The organism is Ruegeria sp. CI1 (genome assembly GCF_056536925.1).
Map to the genome: position 1 here is coordinate 201275 of NZ_JBQFQP010000004.1, position 21853 is coordinate 223127.

A 21853-nucleotide genomic window follows, 5' to 3' on the forward strand; every position below is an offset into this window, starting at 1 on the left:
ATCATTGCTCCGTTGAATACCAAATTGGTGAGGAATACGCCCTCTGTTGGCTGATCAGTGGGATGTGATCTGGCAGCTCCAGATTGAATTTGACTGCGTCATAAGCTGTCCAACGCGGCGTCGGAATTTCAAGGACGCGGGCGTAATAGAAGGCTTCGATGGCTGGATCGAAATCAGGATCTTGCCAAACTGTGCCCAATTCCGGCGCGCCAATAGTGTTGGTCCAGCTGGGAACTGACAGGTTGACCGTTGATCCCACGGAAGGGAGCTTTCCGTTTTCGTCAAGTTGACGATCACCAGACCAGGCGATGTCATAGATTACCTCTTGAGGGGTCCCTTCGGCATCAATCCATCCTTTGACGATCTGAATGCGATCGAGGTTCGCGCCCATTGGGTCTCTCAAAGCGAAGACAAGGAATGACGGAGCCCCTTCGCCTTCCGGTAAATCCGCTCCCATAGGCACGCCTTTGCGATAGCCGATACGTCCCAGATCACGGCCCAGAAGATCGCTTTCGTCAAAGTCCCAACCGCCGAACATGCGCATACGAATACGCGTTCCGGTGGTGGCATAAACTTCGCGGCGCTCCATCGCATCAAACAACGCACCGCGTGTATTGTCGGTCGCCCAAATGGCCGTCAAACCGGGCGTCACATACTGCCAAGAATAGTACTCCAAACCGAGATTGTCGTTCTTTTTTGCGACGTGGACAGCGCGTTCGGGCGATGGTTCATAAACGGCGTACTTTCCAAAGAAATTTGCTTCATTTGGCGTGGTCAGGCCCGTATGCGTATCCGAGGCACCAACAAGTCCGAACTTGAATGGATTGACTCCGAGCTCGGACTTTAACTGCAAGCCGCGTTGCAATCCCGAGCGGGCATATTCGCCTGGCAGCATATCCGACTCTTTGGCGGCCGTCAGATCGAGATTGCCCCAGTCCCATGTCTCAAAGTCCGCAAACTCATCCGTTTGAGACAAAGCGGGGTGCGCTTCACCGTCTCCTTTTGGTTGCGTGGTTTCGTACAATGGCTCCCATTTCTGACGCGCTTCTGCATAAGCCACATCGTAAGGCGCGCCGCCGTTGAAATCATCTCTAAGTGCAAACATCATGCCGTTGGACAGGTTGCCATTGTGTGGAATGGCAAGAACGTCACCGCCTGTGACCTCTTCATAGTTTTCCATCCACGCCCAAAGGTCTTTGGGGTCAGGGCTCCCCATCGGGGGGGTTGTTGAATAAGGCACCATTTGCCCAGCCCGCTCGGCCCCGTCGCGGAAGATGACATTCCGATGCAGATTGTTCCCTTTGATAAGCGACGTCCATTCATAAGCGATGAATGTCGTGAACACACCGGGGTCGTTAAACTCTTCCGCGGCAGCGACGATGTCATCCCAGACCCGCTTGTAGGCTGGATTTCCGGGTTGGTAATTCAAGGCGTCTGGCAGTTGTCCCTGTGCAAATATCGAAACGAGTTCCTGGGAGGCCAGCAAAGCCTCCTGTCCGCCTTGCGCAAAACGGTCATGCATATCGCGACCCAATGGATCGGCCATAACGGACGGCGCGGCACTCTTGATATCCGTGATCAATCCCATGCCGTCGGAATGGTCTGTGATAATATAGAAATCGAGTGGTTGTGCGAGCTTTACAGGCTGACCGCTGTTCGAGACCACCTGCTCTCCACGCGCAAACCTGTAGGAGTCGCGCGGCATCAAAGTGGTGCCACCGCCCCCGGCATCGGCGGAAAGCCCTGTATGAACATGCGTGTCGCCGAAATAGACGTTTGTGGGATAAGCGCGATTTGCGAAAGGCGAGTAAGGCGCGCTTGGTGGCCCTGAGATGCCCTCCGGGTTCGTCGCACTCTGAGCTGCAGCAAGCGCGGGCCAAAGTGCAACAATTCCGCAGACAACAGGCAGGGAAAGTGGGAGTCTCATGGTGCCCTCCATCGATGAGTCGCTTTCAACCTGACACAAACCATGTGAGTATGCCGTCCGTATCTGGATGCGTTTGATTGAAACTCTATGGAAAAGAATACGAAAAAACGGCTTCTGTCGGGATGGCTGGGCAAGATCGAGCCGGCGCTCGCAGAGTTAATTTTGGAAAAGGGCCAGTTCGAATACTACCGGAACAAGGAAACGATCTATGGGTTTGACGAAAAACAGACCTGTATTCGCGGGATAGCATCCGGCCATGTTCAAATGTGGGTCACGATGAACGAACAGCCGCCCCAGTTCGGACATCTTGTTGGTCAAGGTTTCTGGTTCGGAGAAACCGAAGTCGTGACGGGCCAAAAGGGCATAATGGAAATGACGGCAGTTGGCGATGTCGAGGTGTTTGCGTTGAATAGAACTCAGATGGATGAAATCGCGGAAATGCACCCTGGCATGTGGCCGTCTTTGACGCTCCTGGCAGTCTTGAATCAGGGATTGGCCATCGGAGTAGCTGAAGATCTGATGTTAAAAACATCTGCGAAAAGACTGTCCGCGACGCTCTTAAGGTTAAGTGCGCAGCGCAATGCCTATCAAGATGTGCCGCCAGTCAATCCAATTCCAGTGAGTTGGGCTGAACTGTCCGATGCGGCAAACCTTTCACGGACAATTGTTGCAAAAACTTTGGCTGAGTTCTCCGAACAGGGTCTTGTGTGCACAAGCCAACGCGCTATTGAAATCCAAGATGCCAGCGGGCTGGCGCGTCTACTCGAAAAATAATTTCTGACGCTCGGACCCGCGATCCAACGGTTTTGTTGAGTGATTAGGCGACCCGGGAATGAACGTAGATTTGGACTGACTGCGGTCATTCTGTTTACGCGGGCCAATGACGGAAAAGTCCGCATGGCAGCCGTTCGTCAGATCGGATCGAATGACCGCTCCTAACCCATTTCAGACACTCCAACACGAACCAACCTTCAGGTATCCGCGATTTTTGGGCCGATGGCGACGACAAGGTGATCTTTCGAAAGGCACTTGATGCACCACCGACCGAACCAGATCGAGAAGGTCCAGTCGGTCGCTCAGCAAACTGGAAACTCATTATATCCCCATCCCCAAAAAAACCCGCAACGTTCGGAGGGAAACCAAGTGAACAACGCGGGCGGTAGTTTTTGGGTGTTGGTGTTACGGTACTGATCGAAAGATGGATCAAAGTTCCCCGCGTCACCTCTATCTGGGATGATGGGCAACGCGGGGATTTAGCCTGACCATGGGACTAGCCAGACTAAGTCGAATGAGCACTTGGCCGCTGTTAGTCAACCAAGTTAGCATGAGCGCAAATTCTGTTCGCTACAGTCAAAGTTCGTCACCCGCCATCTGCACAGCGCAGCCACGTTTTCTGTCGCGGATGTGTAGGTTGAAACAAACAAGAATTTCTCATGCACGCGAGAGCAAACTTTTTGGCGCGCGTAAAATTACTTGATTTGTTATATTTTAGATTCAAGTATTCGAATGCGTGGCTTATTTGTATTACCTCTGTTGCTCGCGCGTTCGCCAGATCCGTCTGGTTGCCTCCCGGAGATTTTAGTGAGTGGTGTCGCCGGGAGGCCATTATTTTCGGTTTAATGTTCAACAAATTAGAGGCCCGTGCGTTACCAAGCTACTGAAACAATATGGCTGCTTTGGTCCGCACAGCAGACCATTAGGGGCTTGAAACGCTCGTTCAGGAATGACAACCCAAAAGGAATCAGCGTCACGTGGGAAATGCCAAATGAAAAACATTTTTCTAACGTGCTGCTTTGGAGCTATTTCTCTAGGATTTGCAGCGTTACCTTCAGCCGCGCAGCCCCGGCTAGGTTGGGCGTATCAGGTTGATGGGCTTGCTGCGTTTCAAGGGGACGCGGATTTGAGTGACGGTGGCGAATTCTCTGCAAGCCGAGCATTTCTACGCGCTACCGCACTTTACAATCTGGAAGGAGGAAGCTCCATCGGACTTTCAACCAGCTTTGGCAAGCTGGATTATGACTTTAGTCAATCGAACAATCAGCCATGGGAGAACATCCGTGACTTGCGCGTTGCTGTTCCCATGCGATTTCGTGCGAGCGATACCGCAACAGTTTTTGTGTCACCACAGATCAGGTGGGATTATCAAAGTGGAGCTACCGCATCTGATGGTAGGACATACGGTGTTTTTGCGGGTATTGCTTGGCAACTTAACGAACGCCTTACGATAGGACCGGCCTTTGGCGCGTTCTCTCAATTTGACGATGGTAATACAGATTTTTTTCCGGCTCTGCTGATCGATTGGGACATAAATGACCGCTGGAACTTGAACACTGGCTCAGGGATTGGAGCGACACAAGGCCCCGGGTTGACGCTGAGCTACACGTTGACTGAGGCCATAGACCTTTCCTTGACTGCACGATCGGAGAGAATCCGATTCAGGTTGGACGGGGAAGGCCTTGCCCCAGATGGGGTGGGTGAAGATAGGAGTATCCCTGTGGTTCTTTCTGTTGGGTTTAATCCAAATCCTGGAGTTTCACTGAGCGTATTTGCAGGCGCAGAATTTGACGGCCGCCTTACGCTAGATGATGCGAATGGAGCAGAAATTAGTCGCCAGAGCTACGATACTGCGCCATTGGTTGGACTGGCGTTTAGGGTCAGGTTCTGATCACAGCATTGAGCCAGTTTGCCAATTGTGCGCGGAGTTACTATTGCGTCTGAGTTCGAACGTCCGCTTTGTCCGGATAGTGTTGAAAAAGTCAGTTTTTGGCGAAAGTCAGTGGAAAAGCAGGCCATGGAACGACGTCACGAGATTTCGGTCAGAGGGTCGGCCAAATCATCAATGCGGCGCTGTATGTGGCGCTCATGACCTGTTGAGCGCAAACCGACACGACTTTTCTCAAGTTCTGAATTTTTGCGGAAAACTAAGAGCCAGGAAATTTCTGACTTTTTCAACACTATCTCCGCACAGCAGACGCTCACGAGTACTTTGCAAATGACCGCATCGAGCCCTTTGCGGACCTCTTAGCCGGTTGCGTCCAACAATGTTTTGACCCTGTGACCAGTCACTTTTGCTGAGCCGGCTCGAGACCATGGCCTTCAATGATGCGTTGCGCCGCGCCCTCTTCGAATAGCGATCTCCAGGCATCGAAGAAACGTTGGACGACAACGGCGTTAGGGTAGTCCTTGCGAATACCTGCGTAATAGAGGATCGCTTTGTCGGCTCCTGCATAGCGGATGCTGTCGCGCAAATCTTCTTCAGCAACGATTCCCCAACCGCGGTCGCGGTTAGAATAGACCGCGTCAAGTCGGCCCGCCGCCAGCTTGCGGATACCGGCCGCATCGTCCGGATGGCCTTCAATTTCGATCGGTGCCTCGCCAACGGCGACCAGCTTGTCACGCAGCTCCCTTAGCTGGGTTTCGGTATTCGAAGGCGCGAATACGCCCACCCTGTAGCCAGCGACCTGTCTAGGAGACTCGTAGACCAGAGTATTGCCTTGCTGGACGAAGAATCCGTATTCGGTGCGGAACATGGGCGGTGAAAAGTTCAACCATTCCTCCCGCGCCTGATTGCGGCCGATAACCATCATGCCATCAGCGTCGCCGGCCGTCATCAGTTCCTGTGCACGGCGCCAAGGGTAGATGTCGAAAGAGCAATTCACCGAAGCTCGTTCGCACACGGCGGCAATCACGTCGCGTCCGGGACCTGCAACTTGCTGATTTTCGCCGTAGATGAAGGGCGAAAACTCCAAGGTGACGAAACGCAACCTGTCCTCAGCGTGTAGTGGAAGAACATTTAGCCAGAGAAAGATACCGGAAAAGATCAGCCTGAACATTTGTACTCTCCACCGCGTTGTCTCGCATTGGGTTATCGAGTTACTATGGAATAAATTACGGTTGGAACACAACGACCGAGGGAGGCTATCCTGAACGGAAACGCGGAGAGGTCCGGGAGCCTCAGAACAACGCCAACGCGCGGATTCCGCACTCTCAGGGCCAAGTTCCTGCGTGTAACGATCCCTCTGATCTTCCTGTCTGTGATCGCGGTGTTCAGTGTGATCGAATATATGACGCACCGCGCTGCAGTCGAACGGTTGGAACGTGGCCTTGAAGGTCAGATCCGAACGCAGGGTGCTGCACTCGCAAATCCGCTCTGGAACCTCGACGATGAACAGATCGGACTGGCACTTGCTGCAGTCGTAACCAGCCGTGAAATCCTGTCAGCCCGCGTACTGGACGAGGATGGAACGTTGATGAGCACGGCGGGCAAGGTGCCTGAAACGGCCTCGCCCGGCGACCTGATGCGCCTGAGCCGGGAGATTGTCTTCGATGCGGGAGCCGGACCGAAGACGATTGGTACATTAGAGTTCGTGGCGACGAGGCAGTACCTGTGGGCGCAGACCCGGAATCGACTGGTTTTCGCGGCGCTGATTGCGCTGGTGGCGGTGACGATCGAAGTTGCGGCCGCCCTCTACGCGCTGCGAACGATCATCGGGCGCCCACTAGCGGCGCTTCTTGCGTCGATAAGTGCGCAGCGCAACGGCGGGGAACGGAAGCGCGTCCCGTGGGAAAGTTCGGACGAGCTTGGCCAAGTCATCGAAGCCTATAACGGGATGCAGGAGAAACAGGCTGTCTACGAAGCGGAACTGCGCGATGCTCGTGACACACTGGAGGAACGGGTGGAGGAGCGGACGGCAGAACTTGCGGCCGCGCGCGACGAGTCGCTCACGGCGCGCGCGCGTCTGAACGACGCGATCGAAGCGATTTCAGAGGGCTTTTCGCTCTACGATCGGCACGATCGTCTGGTGATCGCCAATTCGCAATACAACGAAATCCTCAACATGTCAGACACCGACGTCATGCGCCCGGGGCGGGCCTTTCGCGACATTCTCGCCGCCGCGGTCAAGCGCGGGCTCATCGCGGACGCAGAGAAGGACCCGGAACGCTGGATAGCCGAACGGATCGCGCGACATCACGAGCCGGGCAGTGAGCACGTCCAGCGTTACGCTAATGGCCGTTGGGTTCGGGTCAACGAGCGTCGCACGGAGGACGGCGGCACCGTCGCGGTCTACTCCGATATCACCGCGCTGAAACATCGCGAAGAGCAGCTTGCCGCAAAGTCCTCCCAGCTTGAGCAACTCTCGACGCAGCTTTCCAAATACCTGTCCCCGCAGGTCTACGAATCCATTTTCCAGGGTCGGCAGGAGGTGAAGATCGCCTCCACACGCAAGAAGCTGACAGTGTTTTTCTCGGACATCGCCGACTTCACCGAGACTGCTGACCGTATGGAATCCGAGGAACTCACGCAGGTCCTGAACCACTACCTGAATGAAATGTCGAAAATCGCCCTCGAGTATGGTGCGACGATCGACAAGTTCGTGGGCGATGCAATCCTGATCTTCTTTGGCGACCCCGAGACTCGGGGTGTACGGGAAGACGCGCTCGCGTGCGTTCGCATGGCGATCGCCATGCAAGCGCGGATGCTCGAACTGGCGCAGGAATGGCGGGCAGTCGGAATCTCGCGCCCCTTGCGCTGCCGGATGGGAATCCACACTGACTTCTGCACGGTCGGCAACTTCGGCAGCGAGGACCGGCTCGACTACACGATCATCGGCCGTGGGGTCAACATTGCATCGCGCCTCGAAGGCCTGGCGGCACCGGGTGAAATATTGGTCTCCTACGAGACCTATGCTCAGATTGCACCTGAAATCGACTGCGCGTCGCAGGACGAAGTAGCCGTCAAGGGATTGGCATACCCTGTGGCCAGCTACCGCGTGATCGGCGAGAAAGCAAAGGCAAGAACCGGTGTATCGACGCTGGATCTGGAAGTGCTCGAGCGCGCGGACCCTGCCTCAATGTCGGAAATTGAACGAAAGACCACGATTGAGCGGCTTTCCGAGTTGATGCGACGTTTCGAGACGTGATCGATGATACACAGTCATTCATCCAAAGAAAGGCCTCAATAATTATTTGTTTCGAACGGCAGAAAAGTCCGCATTGTGTGAAATCGTCCACCATCTGATCTTGCTGGTGCAGCGAATGTCGGCAATGCGGGCTGCGATCGCGGCATGGCCGAGGGTTAGTCAAGGTCCGCAAAGGGCCGATTTCCAATTTTCGTCGCATAGTCCGTTGGTTTGCGCAGTTTAGGCGGGCGCAGTACACGGGGCAATTTGCCGGGTTCTATCGCATTGGTCGGTATTCAATTCATTCGAAGAAGCCGAAACCCGATGCACCTATGTCGCAAACTCTAACAGGATGTGCGCACAGGCCGACGGTCCTATACCGGCATATTTGGTTTCTTTCGCAGATCATAACGGATTTGGATCATTCCAATGGAGGAGACCAATATGTCTGCGATTGAAGACAATATACGGCAACCCGGCTTGGTGCTGGCGCTTGTGCCAATAGTGCTCACCCTGTGTGTACTTGGGCTGCAGCTATTCTATTTCGGTGACTTTACGCCGCACATCCCTCTCGCATTCGGGATCGCTATTACTGGTATCGTTGGCCTCATGTTGGGTCACAAATGGCCCAGCATTGAAGAAGGCGTGTTCCACGTCATCAATATCTCTCTGCCTTCGGTCTCGATACTGATCACAGTTGGTATGATCATTGGTGTATGGATCGCAAGCGGCACCGTCCCGACGCTGATCTATTACGGTCTCAAGATCTTGTCGCCCGAGCTTTTCCTTGCCGCAGGAATGATCCTTTGCTCCATAGTCTCTGTTTCATTGGGCACCTCGTGGGGAACAACTGGCACGGTCGGCCTGGCGCTGATGGGGATCGGTGCCGGGTTTGGTATCCCAATGTATTGGACTGCGGGGGCGGTGGTCTCTGGCGCATTTTTCGGAGACAAAATCTCGCCTTTGTCGGACACGACAAACCTGGCCCCAGCAGTGACAGGGACCAATCTGTTCGACCACATTCGCAATATGCTCCCAACGACAGTTCCTTCGATGCTGATCGCGCTGGTGATCTACTTTGTCGTCGGGTTCACTCTGATTGACACGTCTCAGGTTTCGTTTGACCGCATTCACGCAATTACGACTGCATTGGATGATGCGTTCTGGATTTCGCCAATCATGCTGTTTCCGGCTGTCCTGGTCATCGTATTAGCCGTCATGAAACAACCTCCGATCCCATCGTTGTTTGCAGGGGCCGTTGCGGGCGGCATCATGGCTATCTTCTGTCAGGGGGCCGGGCTACATGAGACGTTCACCTTCGCCAACAGCGGATACTCGATTGATACTGGTGTTCCGGAGATCGATCCCCTGCTGAACCGCGGAGGTATTCAGTCGATGATGTGGACGATTTCACTGGTGCTGCTGGCCCTGGGTTTTGGCGGAGCGCTTGAGCGCGTGGGCTGTCTTCAGGCCATCATCAAAGTTGTCATCTCGAAAGTGAAGACGTTCGGTGGAATACAGATCTCGGCTATCATGACATCTGTCGCCACCAATACCGTTGCGGGCGACCCATACTTGTCGATTGCACTGCCAGGCCGAATGTATGCGCCGGTCTATCGCGCGATGGGCTATTCCCCGTTGAACCTGTCCCGGGCCGTCGAAGAGGGCGGAACGCTGGTGTCCCCTCTGATCCCGTGGAATGCGGGTGGCGCCTTTGTCATCACGGCACTTGGCTTGGGGATCGCGGACGGGAACTTCGAAAACCTGCTGTATATCCCCCTCGCATTTGCTTGCTGGCTGTCGCCGGTCATCGGTATCATCTATGCCATAACAGGGCTCTTCTCACCGAAAGCGAGTGAAGATGAGATCCGTTCGTGGGAAGAAAGCGGTGAGCCTGTTGCGCAGATGACCACCTGACCGTTCTGCACCAACACCGCAACAGGTGTTGGTGCCCTTCATCCGTCTTGGTCGATACTGGGAGGAGAGATATGGACCCGAGAAACTTTGTCCCTAAAGGCGCGGCCAGCTATCGAATAGACTATGATGGATCAGCCAGGGAAATCTACTTCCTGCTGTTGCCAAAGCTGACCATGCTGGCCTTTAGCGCCGCAGTGGAACCACTGAGGATTGCCAATCAGGTCACAAACAAAGAACTGTACAAGTGGTTTCTGATCACCGAAGACGGAACTCCGGTTTCGTGTTCGAACGGGATTGAAATAACGCCGGATTTTGCATTGCGCAATCTTCCGCGATCCTCGCGGCTATTTGTTTGCTCAGGCATTGAACCGGCGGAGAGTACAAACCCCAAAGTCCTGTCGTGGATCAGTCGACAGAGAACCTTTGGCTGTAATTTGGGTGGTATTTGCACGGGCGCTTTTGCCCTTGCGAAGGCCGGGGTACTGTCAGGGAAAAGGTTCACATTGCACTGGGAAAACCACCCGGCTTTCGTCGAAAATTTTGTCGATCTGGAGCCATCGGCAAACCTGTATGAAATCGACAACGAACTCATGACATGTGGCGGTGGAAGTGCCGCAACTGACATGATGTTGGACATGATCGAATCCGACTTCGGAAACGATCTGGCGGTCATCGTATCGGACATGTGCATCCACTTCCGATCCAACAACAGCAAAACGCTTCAGAAATCAGCCTTCTCGGTGGCCCTGGGCAGCCGCAACCAATACCTGATCAATGCCATGCAGATCATGCACGAAAACCTGGAAGAGCCTTTGGATATCTCTGAAATAGCAGAAGCCGTACAGATATCGCGTCGTCAGTTGGAGCGTCTCTTCCAAAAGTATGTCGAAATTTCACCTGTGCAATTTTACATCGAACTGCGCGTCGCGAGGGCTTACGCATTGCTCAGCGAGACCGAGATGGCGGTTGCAGAAATTGCGGCAGCTACAGGCTTCAGCAGCGCTACCCAACTTACGGTACGATTCAAGAAACGCTACGGCGAAGCGCCAACTTCATTCAGGAGGGGATGGTCTGAAAGACGCGAATGACTTGCGCCTGACCAGTGTCAGAATTCGAAACTTCAGAACAGCTGATTAAAGTTCGGTGCAGTTAACCAAAGTCCGCTTTGGCAACGCTGCAATGCGGTATCTTTGGTTTGGTGAAAGTCAGCTAAGGGCCGTCCCTGCTGGGGCGGTACGACCCACCCGTTGAACATGCTGCGATCGATCTAACGGCGGCCATGAGCCCATAGTGCGTGATGCTGCGCTCCGCTCGAAATAGTGCAATGCCCGATCAGCGGACATAGCCCATGATGGTGTGGGTCGACTGCGACGATCCCCCGAGCGCCGTGCCGCTGCAACGCTGCTTCGCCAATCCGGCCGTTCGTTTGCCCTCGTGTCCAAAAAATCGTCGCACGTTCTTTGGCGACGCCCGACCAGCAAGCACACACATTCCTTTCCCAAGGTTGGCAGGTGATTGGATGGAATTCGAAATCGACGCTGTTGCAGTGGCGTGAGGAACGCCTCGGGCTCGCCCCGACCATGTGAGTGGTTCTGTCAGGTAACCGCGCGATCACTTTCGCCGAATGACTGGGGCGCGGGACCTATCCGACGTTCCTCGATCAGCACCCATTAGCTAAAACGACGCGTGCCCGGGATTGGCTAGATAGGTTCTCCGCCTTTCCCGCGTGCACGAAACCCTATGTCAATGCAAGGCGCCCGCTTCACCAAGGGCAGATCACTGAGGAACTTCAATTATCGACGAAAACGCGACACCCTTCATGTCATTCCAGAAAGGTACCGGGTGTGTGCCGCGATTGTTCTTGAGATTCGCCAGCGACTGGTTTCCGTTGTAGTTGTCGGGACCTCCGGGTTTCCAGTTTATGTAGTCCAACGGATCACCGTTCAGCCAGTTCCAACCCCCATCCGGCTCCTGTGACCCCGGTTCTTGAACCAGGCCGATCATTGGCCCATTGAACCCTGAATCCGTTTCGATCCAATGCCCTTCCTCTGACATTGACAATTCAAAGACAAAGTCGTTCTCGGCAGCGGAGTTGATAGCAACCAGATGACCATTCAACTGCGAAGCAAGTTCTTCAATCTGGTCAATCGTGCCGCCCCAGGTCCGGATAATGTAATATCTTGAGCTTTCGAATTCGCCATAGGTGACAAGATCAAACTGAGACAACAACTCTTCAGGCGGAAGGTTCTGGTCAAGAATTACATCCAGATCATTTCTGGGCGGACGCGTTTCAAAAATCTGAAAGTAATCCAAAATTAGCAATGCCGAAACTGCACACACCAGGAAGAACAGGGATAGTTGCCAAGCCGTGCTTTTGAAGAACTTGTCACGCGTCCGCACCAACCCCCGGTATCTGTGCGCGAATTCGCCGGTCGTTGAGTAGGCCTTGATCGGCTTGTCGATGTTCTTGACGTAGTGCTCGCCAATCAGGTGGAAGTCGGTTTCAATCTTCCCTTCCACTTGCTCGACAACATTCTTGGAAACGCAGATGCCGCCCGGCACCGCGATCGCCTCCAACCTTGCCGCGATGTTTACGCCATGGCCAAGAATATCTCCATTTCGTTTCTCCGAGACGTCCCCGATGTTTATGCCGATTCTGTACATCAGGCGCTTTGCCTGATCGATTGGCTCATTATAGGATGAGTGACGCCGCTGAATCGTTATTGCCGCGTCAACCGCGTCAACCGCGCTCTGGAAAGCGGCCACGACACTGTCACCAGCTGTATTGGCTATTCTTCCGTTGTGATTGCGGATTTCTTCTTCGATGATGGAATGAAGATTTTCAAGATGATCAAGAGTTTTACGTTCATCTTCGGCAATTAGTCTGCTGTACTCGGCCACATCGGCAGCGAGGATCGTCAGTAGCCTTCTGTCCAGTTCTGCTCTTTCGGATCTTCCTAGAGAACTGTTAGCCATCGCCGAGACAACATCCCTGAATTACGTTTGACGGCACGAGTAAATATGGAGATTGGCGCGCGCGTCCAAAACGACCAGATCCATGCATTTCTTGCCGGGAGCATTCAGGAAAAACACCGATTTCCTGCCTTGCGGACCGTTGATTTTCAGGCGCTGTCCATGAAAAATGCCGTTTCTGTTCAAATAGAAATGCGGGCGCCCCGAAGAGCCTAGATTCCTGATATAGAAGTCTTCATCTCCATCGCCGTCAATGTCGGCGAAGCGAATAAAGTATGTCTCTCCGCCACCCGGGGAAATCACACTTCGGAGTTTGGCACCAGAAACATCGATGAACTTTCGCCCATCAAACTCGAAAAGCTGAAGTGCGTACCCGCTGTGACCTTCCTTGTGTCCGGGAAACTTCTGCGAAGCGAGCGCGACCATCGGGACGCCGTTGACGGAAGTTCCACCGATCCCAAAGGCCGAATTGTCTTTGCCAAAAGGTGGATTTGGCAGGTCGTAGCGATTACCGCCGAAGCCGCCCTTGTTGAATATCACGTACGAAGAGTATCTGTATTTGGTACCCGAAGGTTCAGGTCCGTCTCCCTCCGAGGGCTTCCAGGCCTCTACGGCAAACAAGGCATCGCAGTCGCCATCTCCGTCGATATCCTTGAGTGCGACGAAATTGTTGCTGCCACGACCCAACCACTTGCTTCGAAACACACTCTGTTCAGATCGCTCACGTACACCGCCACCACTAACGGTATAGACGTGAGACTTTAACCGGGGATAGATTTTGAACCGCGCTGCGCCATTGTTGATGTAAAGTTCGGTACGGCCATCGCGGTTTATGTCGCAGGCAGCTGCATTGTCGGATGTGCTGAGCTCCTTCCCTTCGAACACCAGGCCGATTCCAACCTTGCCGCCCTGCTCTCTGATTGAAAAGATGCTCGTGGGTTCACCGGGGTTGTCATACGGTCCGCCAAGTTCTCCGTTTCTGGCCAAAGCGAGGAAAACGGGGCCAGACCGGCCATTCCTGAAAAACGCTCCAGAGAAAGTTCGGTGTGTTCTTCCTGCTTCTCCAAGACTGAACATCGCGAACTTGCCGGCACTTATTTGGTTGAGGCCGAACAAGCTGCTGACCTTAGGAGCGCTGTGGAGATCGCCACTTCTTTTGTTCGGAATTCTTGCGCTCAGAGCAATGTCATCTGCACCGTCACCGTTTACGTCAATAGCGTCCAGGATATACGGTTTTTGAATATTCGCTCCGAACGGAACCTTTACCTTTCCGACTTTCTGGTAAGATGGAACAGCATCAGCACCGGCTTTGGACTCGACGGCAGACAAACATAGAAATGCTACCATGAACAAGAGAATTGAGCCACGATTAAAGGCAGCGCCGAGTTCCATTTCCAATCCCTCGAGTTAGTGCAAAGCGTTAATGCTCTATCGTATACTGCTATTTTGTCTATTCGTACTCGCGCTCTAAAAGGTTGTAATTTGGTTCAACTTTTATCATGCGTATGATGGCCGATATGTCAACATGCGTGCCTTACTCGGCTACATGAGGTCCGCCTTGGGCTATGGGCCGTCATCTGAGCTTTTCAGCTGGATATCCCGTGGCTGAGCGACCGCTTATCCCGTCTTCGTCGAGTTCTGTTTGCAGCTGCAGAAAACTGAGGAAGCCTGTCAAAGCGATGTAGGTCAGGGTCGCGAAGCCGCGGACACCAGCCGTTCATGAGTGGAAGCTGAATGGCAGCAATGTCCGCGAAGCGGTCATAGGTCCGTCCGAAATTACTGCGCCTCCAATGAAGGGTAGCTTTACTTTTTGTGGAGCAACCAATGATTGGTCGGGCAATTCTGCTGCTGGCCCATGCGATCCTTTCCCGGGACGAATTCTCCCGCGGTCCCTGAGACCGGCAACAATGAACAAGTCCCTGTATTCGGACATAATGATAGAGCTGGCGTCCAGACAACGGCCCACAAGGGTCAATGTCCGAGCGCCTTGTCACGCGATCTCGCCGATCTGTCACAAGTTTCGATCCGACGCTCATAAATATCAGCATGTTACCGGCCGCGGGTGTCACGGCTTTCTCGCCCCTGACCACATACATCCGGACCTTTGAGCCACACAATGATGCCATGAAGCCGGGCGTAGTAACGCGCCTTGCAACGAAGCCACGAGGCATTGATGGCGAAGATCACGCAAGAGCAATTGGCGGAGCGGTGGCACCTGTCGCCGCGCACGCTGGAACAATGGCGCTGGCTCGGGAAGGGCCCGCGTTTTCTCAAGATTGGCGCGCGCGTCCTTTATGACGAGACGGAAATCGAGGCCTACGAGAACGCTCAGGTCTGCAAGAACACCAACGACCCCCTGCCGCAGGAGGGCCGGTAATGGCACACCGGCCGTCACCGAAACGCATCAAGACCCACCGCGTCTACGAGGTCTGGGAAGCGGCGGGCACCCTAGGCGTTCACCGCCAGACCGTCATCAGGTGGATCCGGCAGCACGGGTTGCCGGCGGACATCAGCCGCAAGCCCTGGTTGATTCGAGGTCGCGATCTCAAGGCCTTCCTGGGTCAGCGACAGAACCGAGGCAAATGCAAACTGGAGCTGCACCACTGCTACTGTGTCGGGTGCAAGGGTCCCCGCGCGCCGGACGGCAAAATCGCGGATTACACGCAGCAGACAGCCACGAGCGGCCTGCTGTCCGCTCTGTGCCCGACCTGCGGCAACATCATGAACAGGGCCGTCCGCCGGGCCGACCTCGACGTGATCCGGTCCAAAATCGAGGTCACAATCCAGAAGGCAAACACAAGATTAGTGTCCCCGGCAGAGCCCCCCTTGAATGTCACCTTGGAAGAGGACCGGAAGACCCATGTCAAAAAGCACTCGTGAGAACCTGCGCATCAAGCACAAGTACCTGGTCTGGCTCCAGGTTGCGAAAGGCTTTTCGGAAGCAACGATCGACAAGGCCGCAGCCGCGATCTCGGTTTACGAGGCGTTCCTTGGTGGCAAGGATTTCCGTGCCTTTCACTCCGAACGGGCCCGTGCCTTCAAACGGTACCTGGCGACGCAAAAGAACGTGCGGAACGGAGCACCGTTGTCGCCGTCGACGATCAACAGCACCCTGCGGGAGGTGAAGGCCTTCTTCTTCTGGCTCGCCGATCAGCCCGGCTACAAGTCGAAGATTTCCCACTCCGACACCGACTACCTGACACCGGACCAAAAGTCCGAGGCAGCCCGGCGGTCGACCCTATGGAAACCGCACCCCTCGCCGGCACAGGTGCAGCACCTGCTTGAACGGATGCCCACGGACAGCGTGCTTCAGCGCCGGGACCGCGCCCTCGTGGCCTTTCTGTTTCTTACCGGCTCCCGGATTGGTGCCGCCATCGGCCTCCGCCTGGGCCATGTCGATCTGCCGAACGCTTGTGTTCAGTTTGACGGGCGCAGCGTCAAGACCAAGTTCGGCAAGTCCTTCACCACTGCTTTCTTCCCGATCGGTGGCCCGGCCGATCAGATCCTTCGCGACTGGATCGGGGAATTGCGCACCACCCATCTGTTCTCGGATGCGGACCCGCTGTTTCCCAAGACACGGGTCGGTGTTGACGGATCCCGCAAGTTCGCCGCCCTTGGTATCGCACGCGAGCCTGGGTCGAACCCGTCCAGCGCGGCGCGCATCTTCAAGCAGGCCTTCACCGATGCCGGGCTGTCGCCGTTCTCTCCGCACCGGGTGCGCGATACGCTGGCGGAACTGACCCGCGAGTATTGCCGCACTCCGGAGGACTACAAGGCCTGGTCGCAAAACCTTGGGCATGACAATGCCCTCACGACCTTCACCTCGTACGGGGCTGTCGGTCCCGGTCGCCAGATCGAGCTGATGGCCCGGTTCCGCAAGCGCGGGCCGCTCGGCGATGATGATGTCGAGGTCATCGAGTAGGTTTGGCTTTGGGGGCCACCCGAACCTCGACCAGGTCCGGGGCCAGACGGTAGCCTTGCCCGGGAACGCTTTCGATGATGGCCGTCCCACGGTCCTTGTCCAGGCCCGCCGATGCGAACTTCTTGCCCAGTTCGGTGCGCGACCGGTTCACCCTCTGCCGGACGCCTTCGTCGGAGGACAGGTTCAACATTTTGGCCAGCCGCCTTGCCGGGATCGCGGGGAAGTCGAACGGATCCAGCCCCTGCCCCGCGGCTTCAAGAAACGCGTCGGACAGCACCAGTATCAGCCCGGCCGTTGCCCCCTTGGCGAGAACAACCACGCCGTCGACGCTAGCCGTTTCGCGTTTCCGATCAATCACGATGGTCAGTTTCCGAAACTGATGGGTGTCAATCAGACCGCTCACGACCCCCGGCACCCCGGCAAACAACCGTTCCCTCTGCGCCTCTCCGTATAGTCTGGGCAGGCTGTTTTCGGGAAAGGCGTCCAGCGGTTGCGACCCACGAACGGCTTGCATCACGCCCGCAACCGATGCGCCATGACGTTTCAGAAGATCGGCGATCATCGACAACGACGTCTTTGCGGGCTCGCCAAGGCTGCCCACGGCATCCAGAACGGCCGGATAGTGCTGCGCCAGGACGTCCGCTGAGAGATGTTCGAATTGTTCGGCATTGCGGACATAGGACAGGGCGATCTCCTTGTCCTCGACCCGCTCTCTGCGCCCGTTCAACAGATCAACCCGGTAGGCCTCTTCCGGATCATTAGATTCCAGCCCTGCGGCCAACACTGCAAAACGCCGGTCGATACACTGAGAGCAGCGACCACAATGCACATGTTGCTTGGTCTGGTTGTGAACATCCGCGCAACTTCGGGTATGCCGGATTTGATCTGCCGCGCCCAATCGCGCAATCGTCGATACAACCTCCGTCTTCGTGCGCCAGAAGAACGGGTTGTCGACCCTCATTCCGCCATCGAACACTTGTGACAGGAACCCGGTCATCAGGGTCAGGGTCCTGGGATGCGTGGTTCGTGTCGCACGGGTTCCCAACACGTTGCCGACCGGCGGCAGATTGAGGCTGACAATACCGTTCTCGTAAAACGACACGCGATCCCGCCCAAAAGCCTGCGCGGTCATCGCTCCCAACACTGCAAACAGGAAAGACCGGCTTCGATGCGTACCTTCCCTGGTTTTGCCCCCGACAAGCTGGATATGCACCGGAACATGGCGGGAGAGGTCCCTTCCATGTTCATCTGAGAGGTATTCCTGCAAGTGCCGTTGAACTGGCGCTATCTTGGTGGCCGAGAAATGACTGACTAGGGCAGTTCTCTGTTTTTGCTCGACGATCTCTTCGAGCGCACCTGCAAAGGAATCCAGACCACCGGAAAACATCAGAATGCGATCCGCTTTCCAAGCGCTCTTACCGCCGAACTTGAAAAACCGGTTTCGCTCCGCATCAGGATAGAGACGTGTGGTAAACGTGAACTCGAACCGGTCGCCACTCAGGAACATCAGCAGGTCTTCCAGAGCCTGTCCTACTCCGGCCCCCTGCCAATGCGGCAGGTCCCGAACCGGCATCTCCACCACGAACCGCCGATGCCACCGTTTGCCCATGTGCTGAAGCGCGGGACCGCCGCGGCTCACGGCTGAATCCACCGCGTAGACCAATGCCGCGAGTTCGAGCAGATCCAGCGCCCGGTCTGGCAACCCGGCAACCATCTGCCGGTTCAGTTGTGAAATGCGAAGTGAAACGCCATGTTCCTGGCCATCAAGATCAAAACGCAGGACCTCGTCCCCGCCGGCCTTGGTCAGCGGAGCGAGCAGGCGAACCCGGTGCTCAGGCTGCGCGGCGCCGTCCAAGTTCCGACCTCATTTTTTTGAAGGCATATCTCGTGAAGCCGTTGATGGCCTCCTGATCCAGCCTATGCTCTTTCCAGACGGTCTTGCCGTACCAGCCGCCCGCGAACTCCTGCACGATTCGGGAGGCCTCGAACGTGTGCTGTGCCAGCGCTTGCTGGAACTGCACACGTTCGGCATCGGAGGCGAACCTTTTGTCCTCTCCGGTATGATTGGCCAGTTCACGGCTCAGGTAGTAATCCAGCGACCGGTAGGTGAGCCTGGCGAAGAAATCGCGGGCCAGATGCGCGAAATGCTGGCCGCTGCCGAAAGACGCCAGGGCTCGCCGGATTTCCGCTGGCGTGGGCTCAAACAGCGTCGGCAGCCGGTCGTGAAGCTGGACCGACAGGCTTTCCAGCAATGCACCCTTTGCCAAGTCCGCCGCATCGGATGACCGGCCATGTTCAAACGTATTGCGGTCAATCGCCCGGCTCAACCCGGCCAACAGGTCCGTGACCGACTGCACATCGGCACCATTGATACCAAGGTCCTTTAGGAACGCGTGATACTCCGGCGACCGCGCCTTGAGCGGTGCGTTGACCAGCAGGCCGGAAATGAACTGGAAACTTGGATCATCCGAAGCCCGCGCCAGATCCCGCTCCGAGGCATGTACAGCGGCTTCTGCAATCCGTTCGACCGGCGCATCCGCGTCCAGCAGGCCCACGACCTCGCGCCACTTCTTCGACTGCGGCAATGTCCCCAGCCTGATATGGCCCATACGTTTTCCTCCCGTTCACCCAAGGGTTGAATCAGGCAACATCGAAAAGCAACGAAAAAAGAAGAAAACCATGCCCGCAAGCTTACCCCACGCTTACCCGAAGACATGACGTGCGCGGAGGATGTCGTGTAAGTTATTGAAAACAGTGGTGAGCCGTGCAGGATTCGAACCTGCGACCCACTGATTAAAAGTCAGTTGCTCTACCAACTGAGCTAACGGCCCACTCTTTTGGATCTTTTCGATCCGTGGCGCTCTGTAAGGCATTTTACCGGTCAGGTTCAAGGCCTTATTTGCACCGCGCGCCCCCTTTGGTTCAGAACCATCCGGCGACCCGATAGGCGGCCTAATTAGGGAGGTGGCGCGAGGGGGTCAAGCCCTTTTTTGGCGAAATATCGCGACAGGCTGGATTCATCACTACAGCAGCGCTATATGCCCGCCATGCAGGATCAGACACATACCGGATTACCATTCATGAAGATGCACGGGCTGGGCAATGACTTTGTCATTGTTGATGCGCGAGCGCATGAAATCGGAATCACCCCGGCTGCGGCGCAAGGGATCGCGCATCGCCAGTTCGGGGTCGGCTTTGACCAATTGGCCGTGATCCAGAACGGCAAGGGCGATGCGCATCTGGTCTTTTACAACGCCGACGGCACGACCTCGGCCGCCTGCGGAAACGCGACCCGTTGCGTCGCACGCCACCTGATGACCGAGACCGGCAAGACCGAGTTGGTGCTGACCACCGACCGCGGCGAGCTGCGCGCAAGGGACGTAGGCGACGGGCTGACTTCGGTGAACATGGGACAGCCTCAGCTGGACTGGCAGGATATTCCACTGGCCGAAGACGTGGACACGTTGGAGCTGCCGATCGAAGGCGGGCCGGTCGCCACAGGTATGGGCAATCCACATTGTACCTTCTTCGTCGAGGATGCCGAGGCGATTCCGTTGACAGAATTCGGCTCGCGTTATGAATACCACCCGCTTTATCCGCAGCGGACAAATGTTCAGGTGGCCCAGATCGTTGGCCCCGACCATATCCGTATGCGCGTGTGGGAGCGGGGCGTCGGTATTACGCTGGCGTCCGGTTCTTCTTCCTGCGCGACTGCTGTCGCGGCGGCGCGGCGCGGACTGACGGGGCGCAAGGTGCGGGTTGATCTGGATGGCGGCACGCTTTGGATCGAGTGGCGCGAAGACGGGGTCTGGATGACCGGGCCGACCTGCCATGTGTTCTCGGGCACGATGACGCCTGAATTCCTGGACGGGCTGAAATGAACGCGCCCAAATTCACAACGCTCGGCTGCCGCCTGAACGCCTATGAAACCGAAGCGATGAAAGAGCTTTCGCAGCAGGCGGGGCTTGCGGATGCGGTGATAGTCAACACATGTGCGGTCACAGCCGAAGCGGTGCGCAAGGCGCGACAGGAAATTCGCAAGCTGCGGCGGGAAAACCCTCAGGCGCGTCTGATCGTAACCGGTTGCGCCGCCCAGACCGAGCCAGAGACTTTTGCCGCCATGACCGAGGTCGACGCGGTGATCGGCAACACCGAAAAGATGCGCCCCGAAACCTGGAAGGGCATGGCCGCCGATTTCATCGGTCGGACCGAGGCGGTGCAGGTCGACGACATCATGTCGGTCACTGAAACCGCCGGTCATCTGATCGACGGTTTTGGCACGCGCTCGCGGGCCTATGTACAGGTCCAGAATGGGTGTGACCACCGCTGCACCTTCTGCATCATTCCCTATGGCCGGGGCAATTCACGCAGCGTCCCAGCCGGCGTCGTGGTGGACCAGATCAAGCGGCTGGTGGATCGCGGCTTTAACGAGGTGGTGCTGACCGGGGTCGACCTGACTTCGTGGGGTGCTGACCTGCCCGCTCAACCCAAGCTGGGCGATCTGGTGATGCGTATCCTGAAACTGGTGCCCGATCTGCCGCGTCTGCGGATCAGTTCGATCGACTCGATCGAGGTGGATGAGAACCTGATGCAGGCCATCGCGACCGAACCGCGCCTGATGCCGCATCTGCACCTCAGCCTGCAGCATGGCGACGACCTGATCCTCAAGCGAATGAAGCGGCGCCACCTGCGCGATGATGCGATCCGCTTTGCCGAAGAGGCCCGCAAGCTGCGCCCCGAGATGACATTCGGCGCCGACATCATCGCCGGTTTCCCGACCGAGACCGAGGCCCATTTCGAAAATTCGTTGAAACTGGTGACCGACTGCGACCTGACCTGGCTGCACGTCTTTCCCTATTCCAGACGTGACGGCACGCCAGCGGCGCGCATTCCGCAGCAAGTCAACGGCAAAGTCATCAAGGACCGCGCTGCACGGTTGCGTGCGACGGGCGATGCGCAGGTCCAAAAGCACCTCGCGGCGCAGATCGGAAAAACCCATCGCATTTTGATGGAAACCCCGGTCATGGGCCGGACAGAACAATTCACCGAGGTCCGCCTGAGCCACCCGCAATCCGAAGGTCAGATCGTCACCGCGACGATCAGCGGTGTGTCGGATAGCCGGCTCATCGCCTGAACGCACCTCAAGGCTGGTCAGTTTTCCCCACAGCTGGTCCAAGGATCGCTGTCCTAACCGTGCTGAGTACGAATATGCTT

General features: G+C 56.1%; 17 protein-coding genes and 1 tRNA gene. 10 read left to right on the forward strand and 8 right to left on the reverse strand.

Features of this window, described 5'->3' with window-relative positions:
- Position 1: 1 nt before the first annotated feature.
- Positions 2 to 1939 (reverse strand): DUF3604 domain-containing protein, encoded by a 1938-nt coding sequence (locus tag ACR0LZ_RS06525; RefSeq protein ID WP_480748970.1) that lies wholly within the window; start codon positions 1937 to 1939, stop codon positions 2 to 4.
- A gap of 75 nt (positions 1940 to 2014) precedes the next feature.
- Between ACR0LZ_RS06525 and ACR0LZ_RS06530 the strand changes: the two genes are divergently transcribed.
- Complete coding sequence (locus ACR0LZ_RS06530) at positions 2015 to 2701, forward strand: Crp/Fnr family transcriptional regulator (protein WP_480748971.1); 687 nt, start codon at positions 2015 to 2017, stop codon at positions 2699 to 2701.
- A gap of 991 nt (positions 2702 to 3692) precedes the next feature.
- Positions 3693 to 4592, forward strand: coding sequence for a hypothetical protein (locus ACR0LZ_RS06535; protein WP_480748972.1), 900 nt, complete (start codon positions 3693 to 3695; stop codon positions 4590 to 4592).
- A gap of 137 nt (positions 4593 to 4729) precedes the next feature.
- Here the strand turns inward: ACR0LZ_RS06535 and ACR0LZ_RS06540 are convergent, their stop codons facing one another.
- Entirely contained in the window at positions 4730 to 4879 is a 150-nt protein-coding gene (locus ACR0LZ_RS06540; RefSeq protein WP_480748973.1) for a hypothetical protein, read from the reverse strand.
- Between the two features lie 110 nt (positions 4880 to 4989).
- Positions 4990 to 5760 carry a substrate-binding periplasmic protein gene (locus tag ACR0LZ_RS06545; protein ID WP_480748974.1) on the reverse strand — a complete coding sequence of 257 codons (771 nt, stop codon included), beginning with the start codon at positions 5758 to 5760 and terminating at the stop codon, positions 4990 to 4992.
- Between the two features lie 219 nt (positions 5761 to 5979).
- Between ACR0LZ_RS06545 and ACR0LZ_RS06550 the strand changes: the two genes are divergently transcribed.
- The 3 genes from ACR0LZ_RS06550 to ACR0LZ_RS06560 all read left to right on the forward strand — a co-directional run bounded on the left by ACR0LZ_RS06550 (position 5980) and on the right by ACR0LZ_RS06560 (position 10832).
- Positions 5980 to 7848 carry an adenylate/guanylate cyclase domain-containing protein gene (locus ACR0LZ_RS06550; protein ID WP_480748975.1) on the forward strand — a complete coding sequence of 623 codons (1869 nt, stop codon included), beginning with the start codon at positions 5980 to 5982 and terminating at the stop codon, positions 7846 to 7848.
- 423 nt (positions 7849 to 8271) lie between these two features.
- Complete coding sequence (gene nhaC, locus ACR0LZ_RS06555) at positions 8272 to 9744, forward strand: Na+/H+ antiporter NhaC (RefSeq protein ID WP_480748976.1); 1473 nt, start codon at positions 8272 to 8274, stop codon at positions 9742 to 9744.
- Between the two features lie 71 nt (positions 9745 to 9815).
- Positions 9816 to 10832 carry a GlxA family transcriptional regulator gene (locus ACR0LZ_RS06560; RefSeq protein WP_480748977.1) on the forward strand — a complete coding sequence of 339 codons (1017 nt, stop codon included), beginning with the start codon at positions 9816 to 9818 and terminating at the stop codon, positions 10830 to 10832.
- Positions 10833 to 11520: 688 nt separating this feature from the next.
- Here ACR0LZ_RS06560 and ACR0LZ_RS06565 read toward each other — a convergent pair.
- On the reverse strand, positions 11521 to 12720 hold the full coding sequence (locus tag ACR0LZ_RS06565) for an adenylate/guanylate cyclase domain-containing protein (protein ID WP_480748978.1): 1200 nt from the start codon (positions 12718 to 12720) through the stop codon (positions 11521 to 11523).
- Between the two features lie 21 nt (positions 12721 to 12741).
- Positions 12742 to 14109, reverse strand: a complete 1368-nt coding sequence (locus ACR0LZ_RS06570) for a hypothetical protein (protein ID WP_480748979.1) — start codon at positions 14107 to 14109, stop codon at positions 12742 to 12744.
- 781 nt (positions 14110 to 14890) lie between these two features.
- On the opposite strand from ACR0LZ_RS06570, the gene ACR0LZ_RS06575 reads away from it, so the two are divergent.
- Genes ACR0LZ_RS06575 through ACR0LZ_RS06585 form a run of 3 tightly spaced genes read left to right on the forward strand, consistent with a single transcriptional unit; the run spans position 14891 to position 16639 of the window.
- Positions 14891 to 15094, forward strand: coding sequence for a helix-turn-helix domain-containing protein (locus ACR0LZ_RS06575; protein ID WP_480748980.1), 204 nt, complete (start codon positions 14891 to 14893; stop codon positions 15092 to 15094).
- A complete protein-coding gene (locus tag ACR0LZ_RS06580; RefSeq protein ID WP_480748981.1) occupies positions 15094 to 15597 on the forward strand; it encodes a helix-turn-helix domain-containing protein in 504 nt (167 codons plus the stop codon). Before ACR0LZ_RS06575 ends, ACR0LZ_RS06580 begins: the two co-directional genes overlap by 1 nt.
- The gene (locus ACR0LZ_RS06585) at positions 15578 to 16639 is read left to right on the forward strand and encodes a tyrosine-type recombinase/integrase (protein WP_480748982.1); all 1062 of its coding nucleotides are present in this window, start codon (positions 15578 to 15580) and stop codon (positions 16637 to 16639) included. Before ACR0LZ_RS06580 ends, ACR0LZ_RS06585 begins: the two co-directional genes overlap by 20 nt.
- Here ACR0LZ_RS06585 and ACR0LZ_RS06590 read toward each other — a convergent pair.
- The 3 genes from ACR0LZ_RS06590 to ACR0LZ_RS06600 form a co-directional block, all read right to left on the reverse strand.
- Positions 16629 to 18494 carry a 7-cyano-7-deazaguanine synthase gene (locus ACR0LZ_RS06590; protein WP_480748983.1) on the reverse strand — a complete coding sequence of 622 codons (1866 nt, stop codon included), beginning with the start codon at positions 18492 to 18494 and terminating at the stop codon, positions 16629 to 16631. The two genes, ACR0LZ_RS06585 and ACR0LZ_RS06590, sit on opposite strands and share 11 nt — an antisense overlap.
- Positions 18472 to 19248: a hypothetical protein gene (locus ACR0LZ_RS06595; RefSeq protein ID WP_480748984.1), complete on the reverse strand. Its 777-nt coding sequence runs from the start codon at positions 19246 to 19248 to the stop codon at positions 18472 to 18474. Before ACR0LZ_RS06595 ends, ACR0LZ_RS06590 begins: the two co-directional genes overlap by 23 nt.
- A gap of 146 nt (positions 19249 to 19394) precedes the next feature.
- Positions 19395 to 19470, reverse strand: a tRNA-Lys gene (locus tag ACR0LZ_RS06600).
- Positions 19471 to 19677: 207 nt separating this feature from the next.
- On the opposite strand from ACR0LZ_RS06600, the gene dapF reads away from it, so the two are divergent.
- Together dapF and mtaB are read left to right on the forward strand one after the other, a co-directional pair.
- On the forward strand, positions 19678 to 20520 hold the full coding sequence (dapF, locus tag ACR0LZ_RS06605; RefSeq protein ID WP_480748985.1) for a diaminopimelate epimerase: 843 nt from the start codon (positions 19678 to 19680) through the stop codon (positions 20518 to 20520).
- A complete protein-coding gene (gene mtaB, locus ACR0LZ_RS06610) occupies positions 20517 to 21773 on the forward strand; it encodes a tRNA (N(6)-L-threonylcarbamoyladenosine(37)-C(2))-methylthiotransferase MtaB (protein WP_480748986.1) in 1257 nt (418 codons plus the stop codon). The genes dapF and mtaB overlap by 4 nt, the downstream gene beginning before the upstream one ends.
- Positions 21774 to 21853 lie beyond the last annotated feature (80 nt).

What these genes read in the sequence shown, in the direction of transcription:
- ACR0LZ_RS06575 (WP_480748980.1), top strand. Translation starts at nt 14,891, where the DNA reads ATGGCGAAGATCACGCAAGAGCAATTGGCGGAGCGGTGGCACCTGTCG.
- ACR0LZ_RS06585 (WP_480748982.1), top strand. Translation starts at nt 15,578, where the DNA reads ATGTCAAAAAGCACTCGTGAGAACCTGCGCATCAAGCACAAGTACCTG.
- ACR0LZ_RS06545 (WP_480748974.1), bottom strand. Translation starts at nt 5,760, where the DNA reads ATGTTCAGGCTGATCTTTTCCGGTATCTTTCTCTGGCTAAATGTTCTT.
- dapF (WP_480748985.1), top strand. Translation starts at nt 19,678, where the DNA reads ATGCCCGCCATGCAGGATCAGACACATACCGGATTACCATTCATGAAG.
- ACR0LZ_RS06580 (WP_480748981.1), top strand. Translation starts at nt 15,094, where the DNA reads ATGGCACACCGGCCGTCACCGAAACGCATCAAGACCCACCGCGTCTAC.
- ACR0LZ_RS06565 (WP_480748978.1), bottom strand. Translation starts at nt 12,720, where the DNA reads ATGGCTAACAGTTCTCTAGGAAGATCCGAAAGAGCAGAACTGGACAGA.
- ACR0LZ_RS06525 (WP_480748970.1), bottom strand. Translation starts at nt 1,939, where the DNA reads ATGGAGGGCACCATGAGACTCCCACTTTCCCTGCCTGTTGTCTGCGGA.
- ACR0LZ_RS06570 (WP_480748979.1), bottom strand. Translation starts at nt 14,109, where the DNA reads ATGGAACTCGGCGCTGCCTTTAATCGTGGCTCAATTCTCTTGTTCATG.
- ACR0LZ_RS06535 (WP_480748972.1), top strand. Translation starts at nt 3,693, where the DNA reads ATGAAAAACATTTTTCTAACGTGCTGCTTTGGAGCTATTTCTCTAGGA.
- ACR0LZ_RS06595 (WP_480748984.1), bottom strand. Translation starts at nt 19,248, where the DNA reads ATGGGCCATATCAGGCTGGGGACATTGCCGCAGTCGAAGAAGTGGCGC.
- ACR0LZ_RS06530 (WP_480748971.1), top strand. Translation starts at nt 2,015, where the DNA reads ATGGAAAAGAATACGAAAAAACGGCTTCTGTCGGGATGGCTGGGCAAG.
- ACR0LZ_RS06560 (WP_480748977.1), top strand. Translation starts at nt 9,816, where the DNA reads ATGGACCCGAGAAACTTTGTCCCTAAAGGCGCGGCCAGCTATCGAATA.
- mtaB (WP_480748986.1), top strand. Translation starts at nt 20,517, where the DNA reads ATGAACGCGCCCAAATTCACAACGCTCGGCTGCCGCCTGAACGCCTAT.
- nhaC (WP_480748976.1), top strand. Translation starts at nt 8,272, where the DNA reads ATGTCTGCGATTGAAGACAATATACGGCAACCCGGCTTGGTGCTGGCG.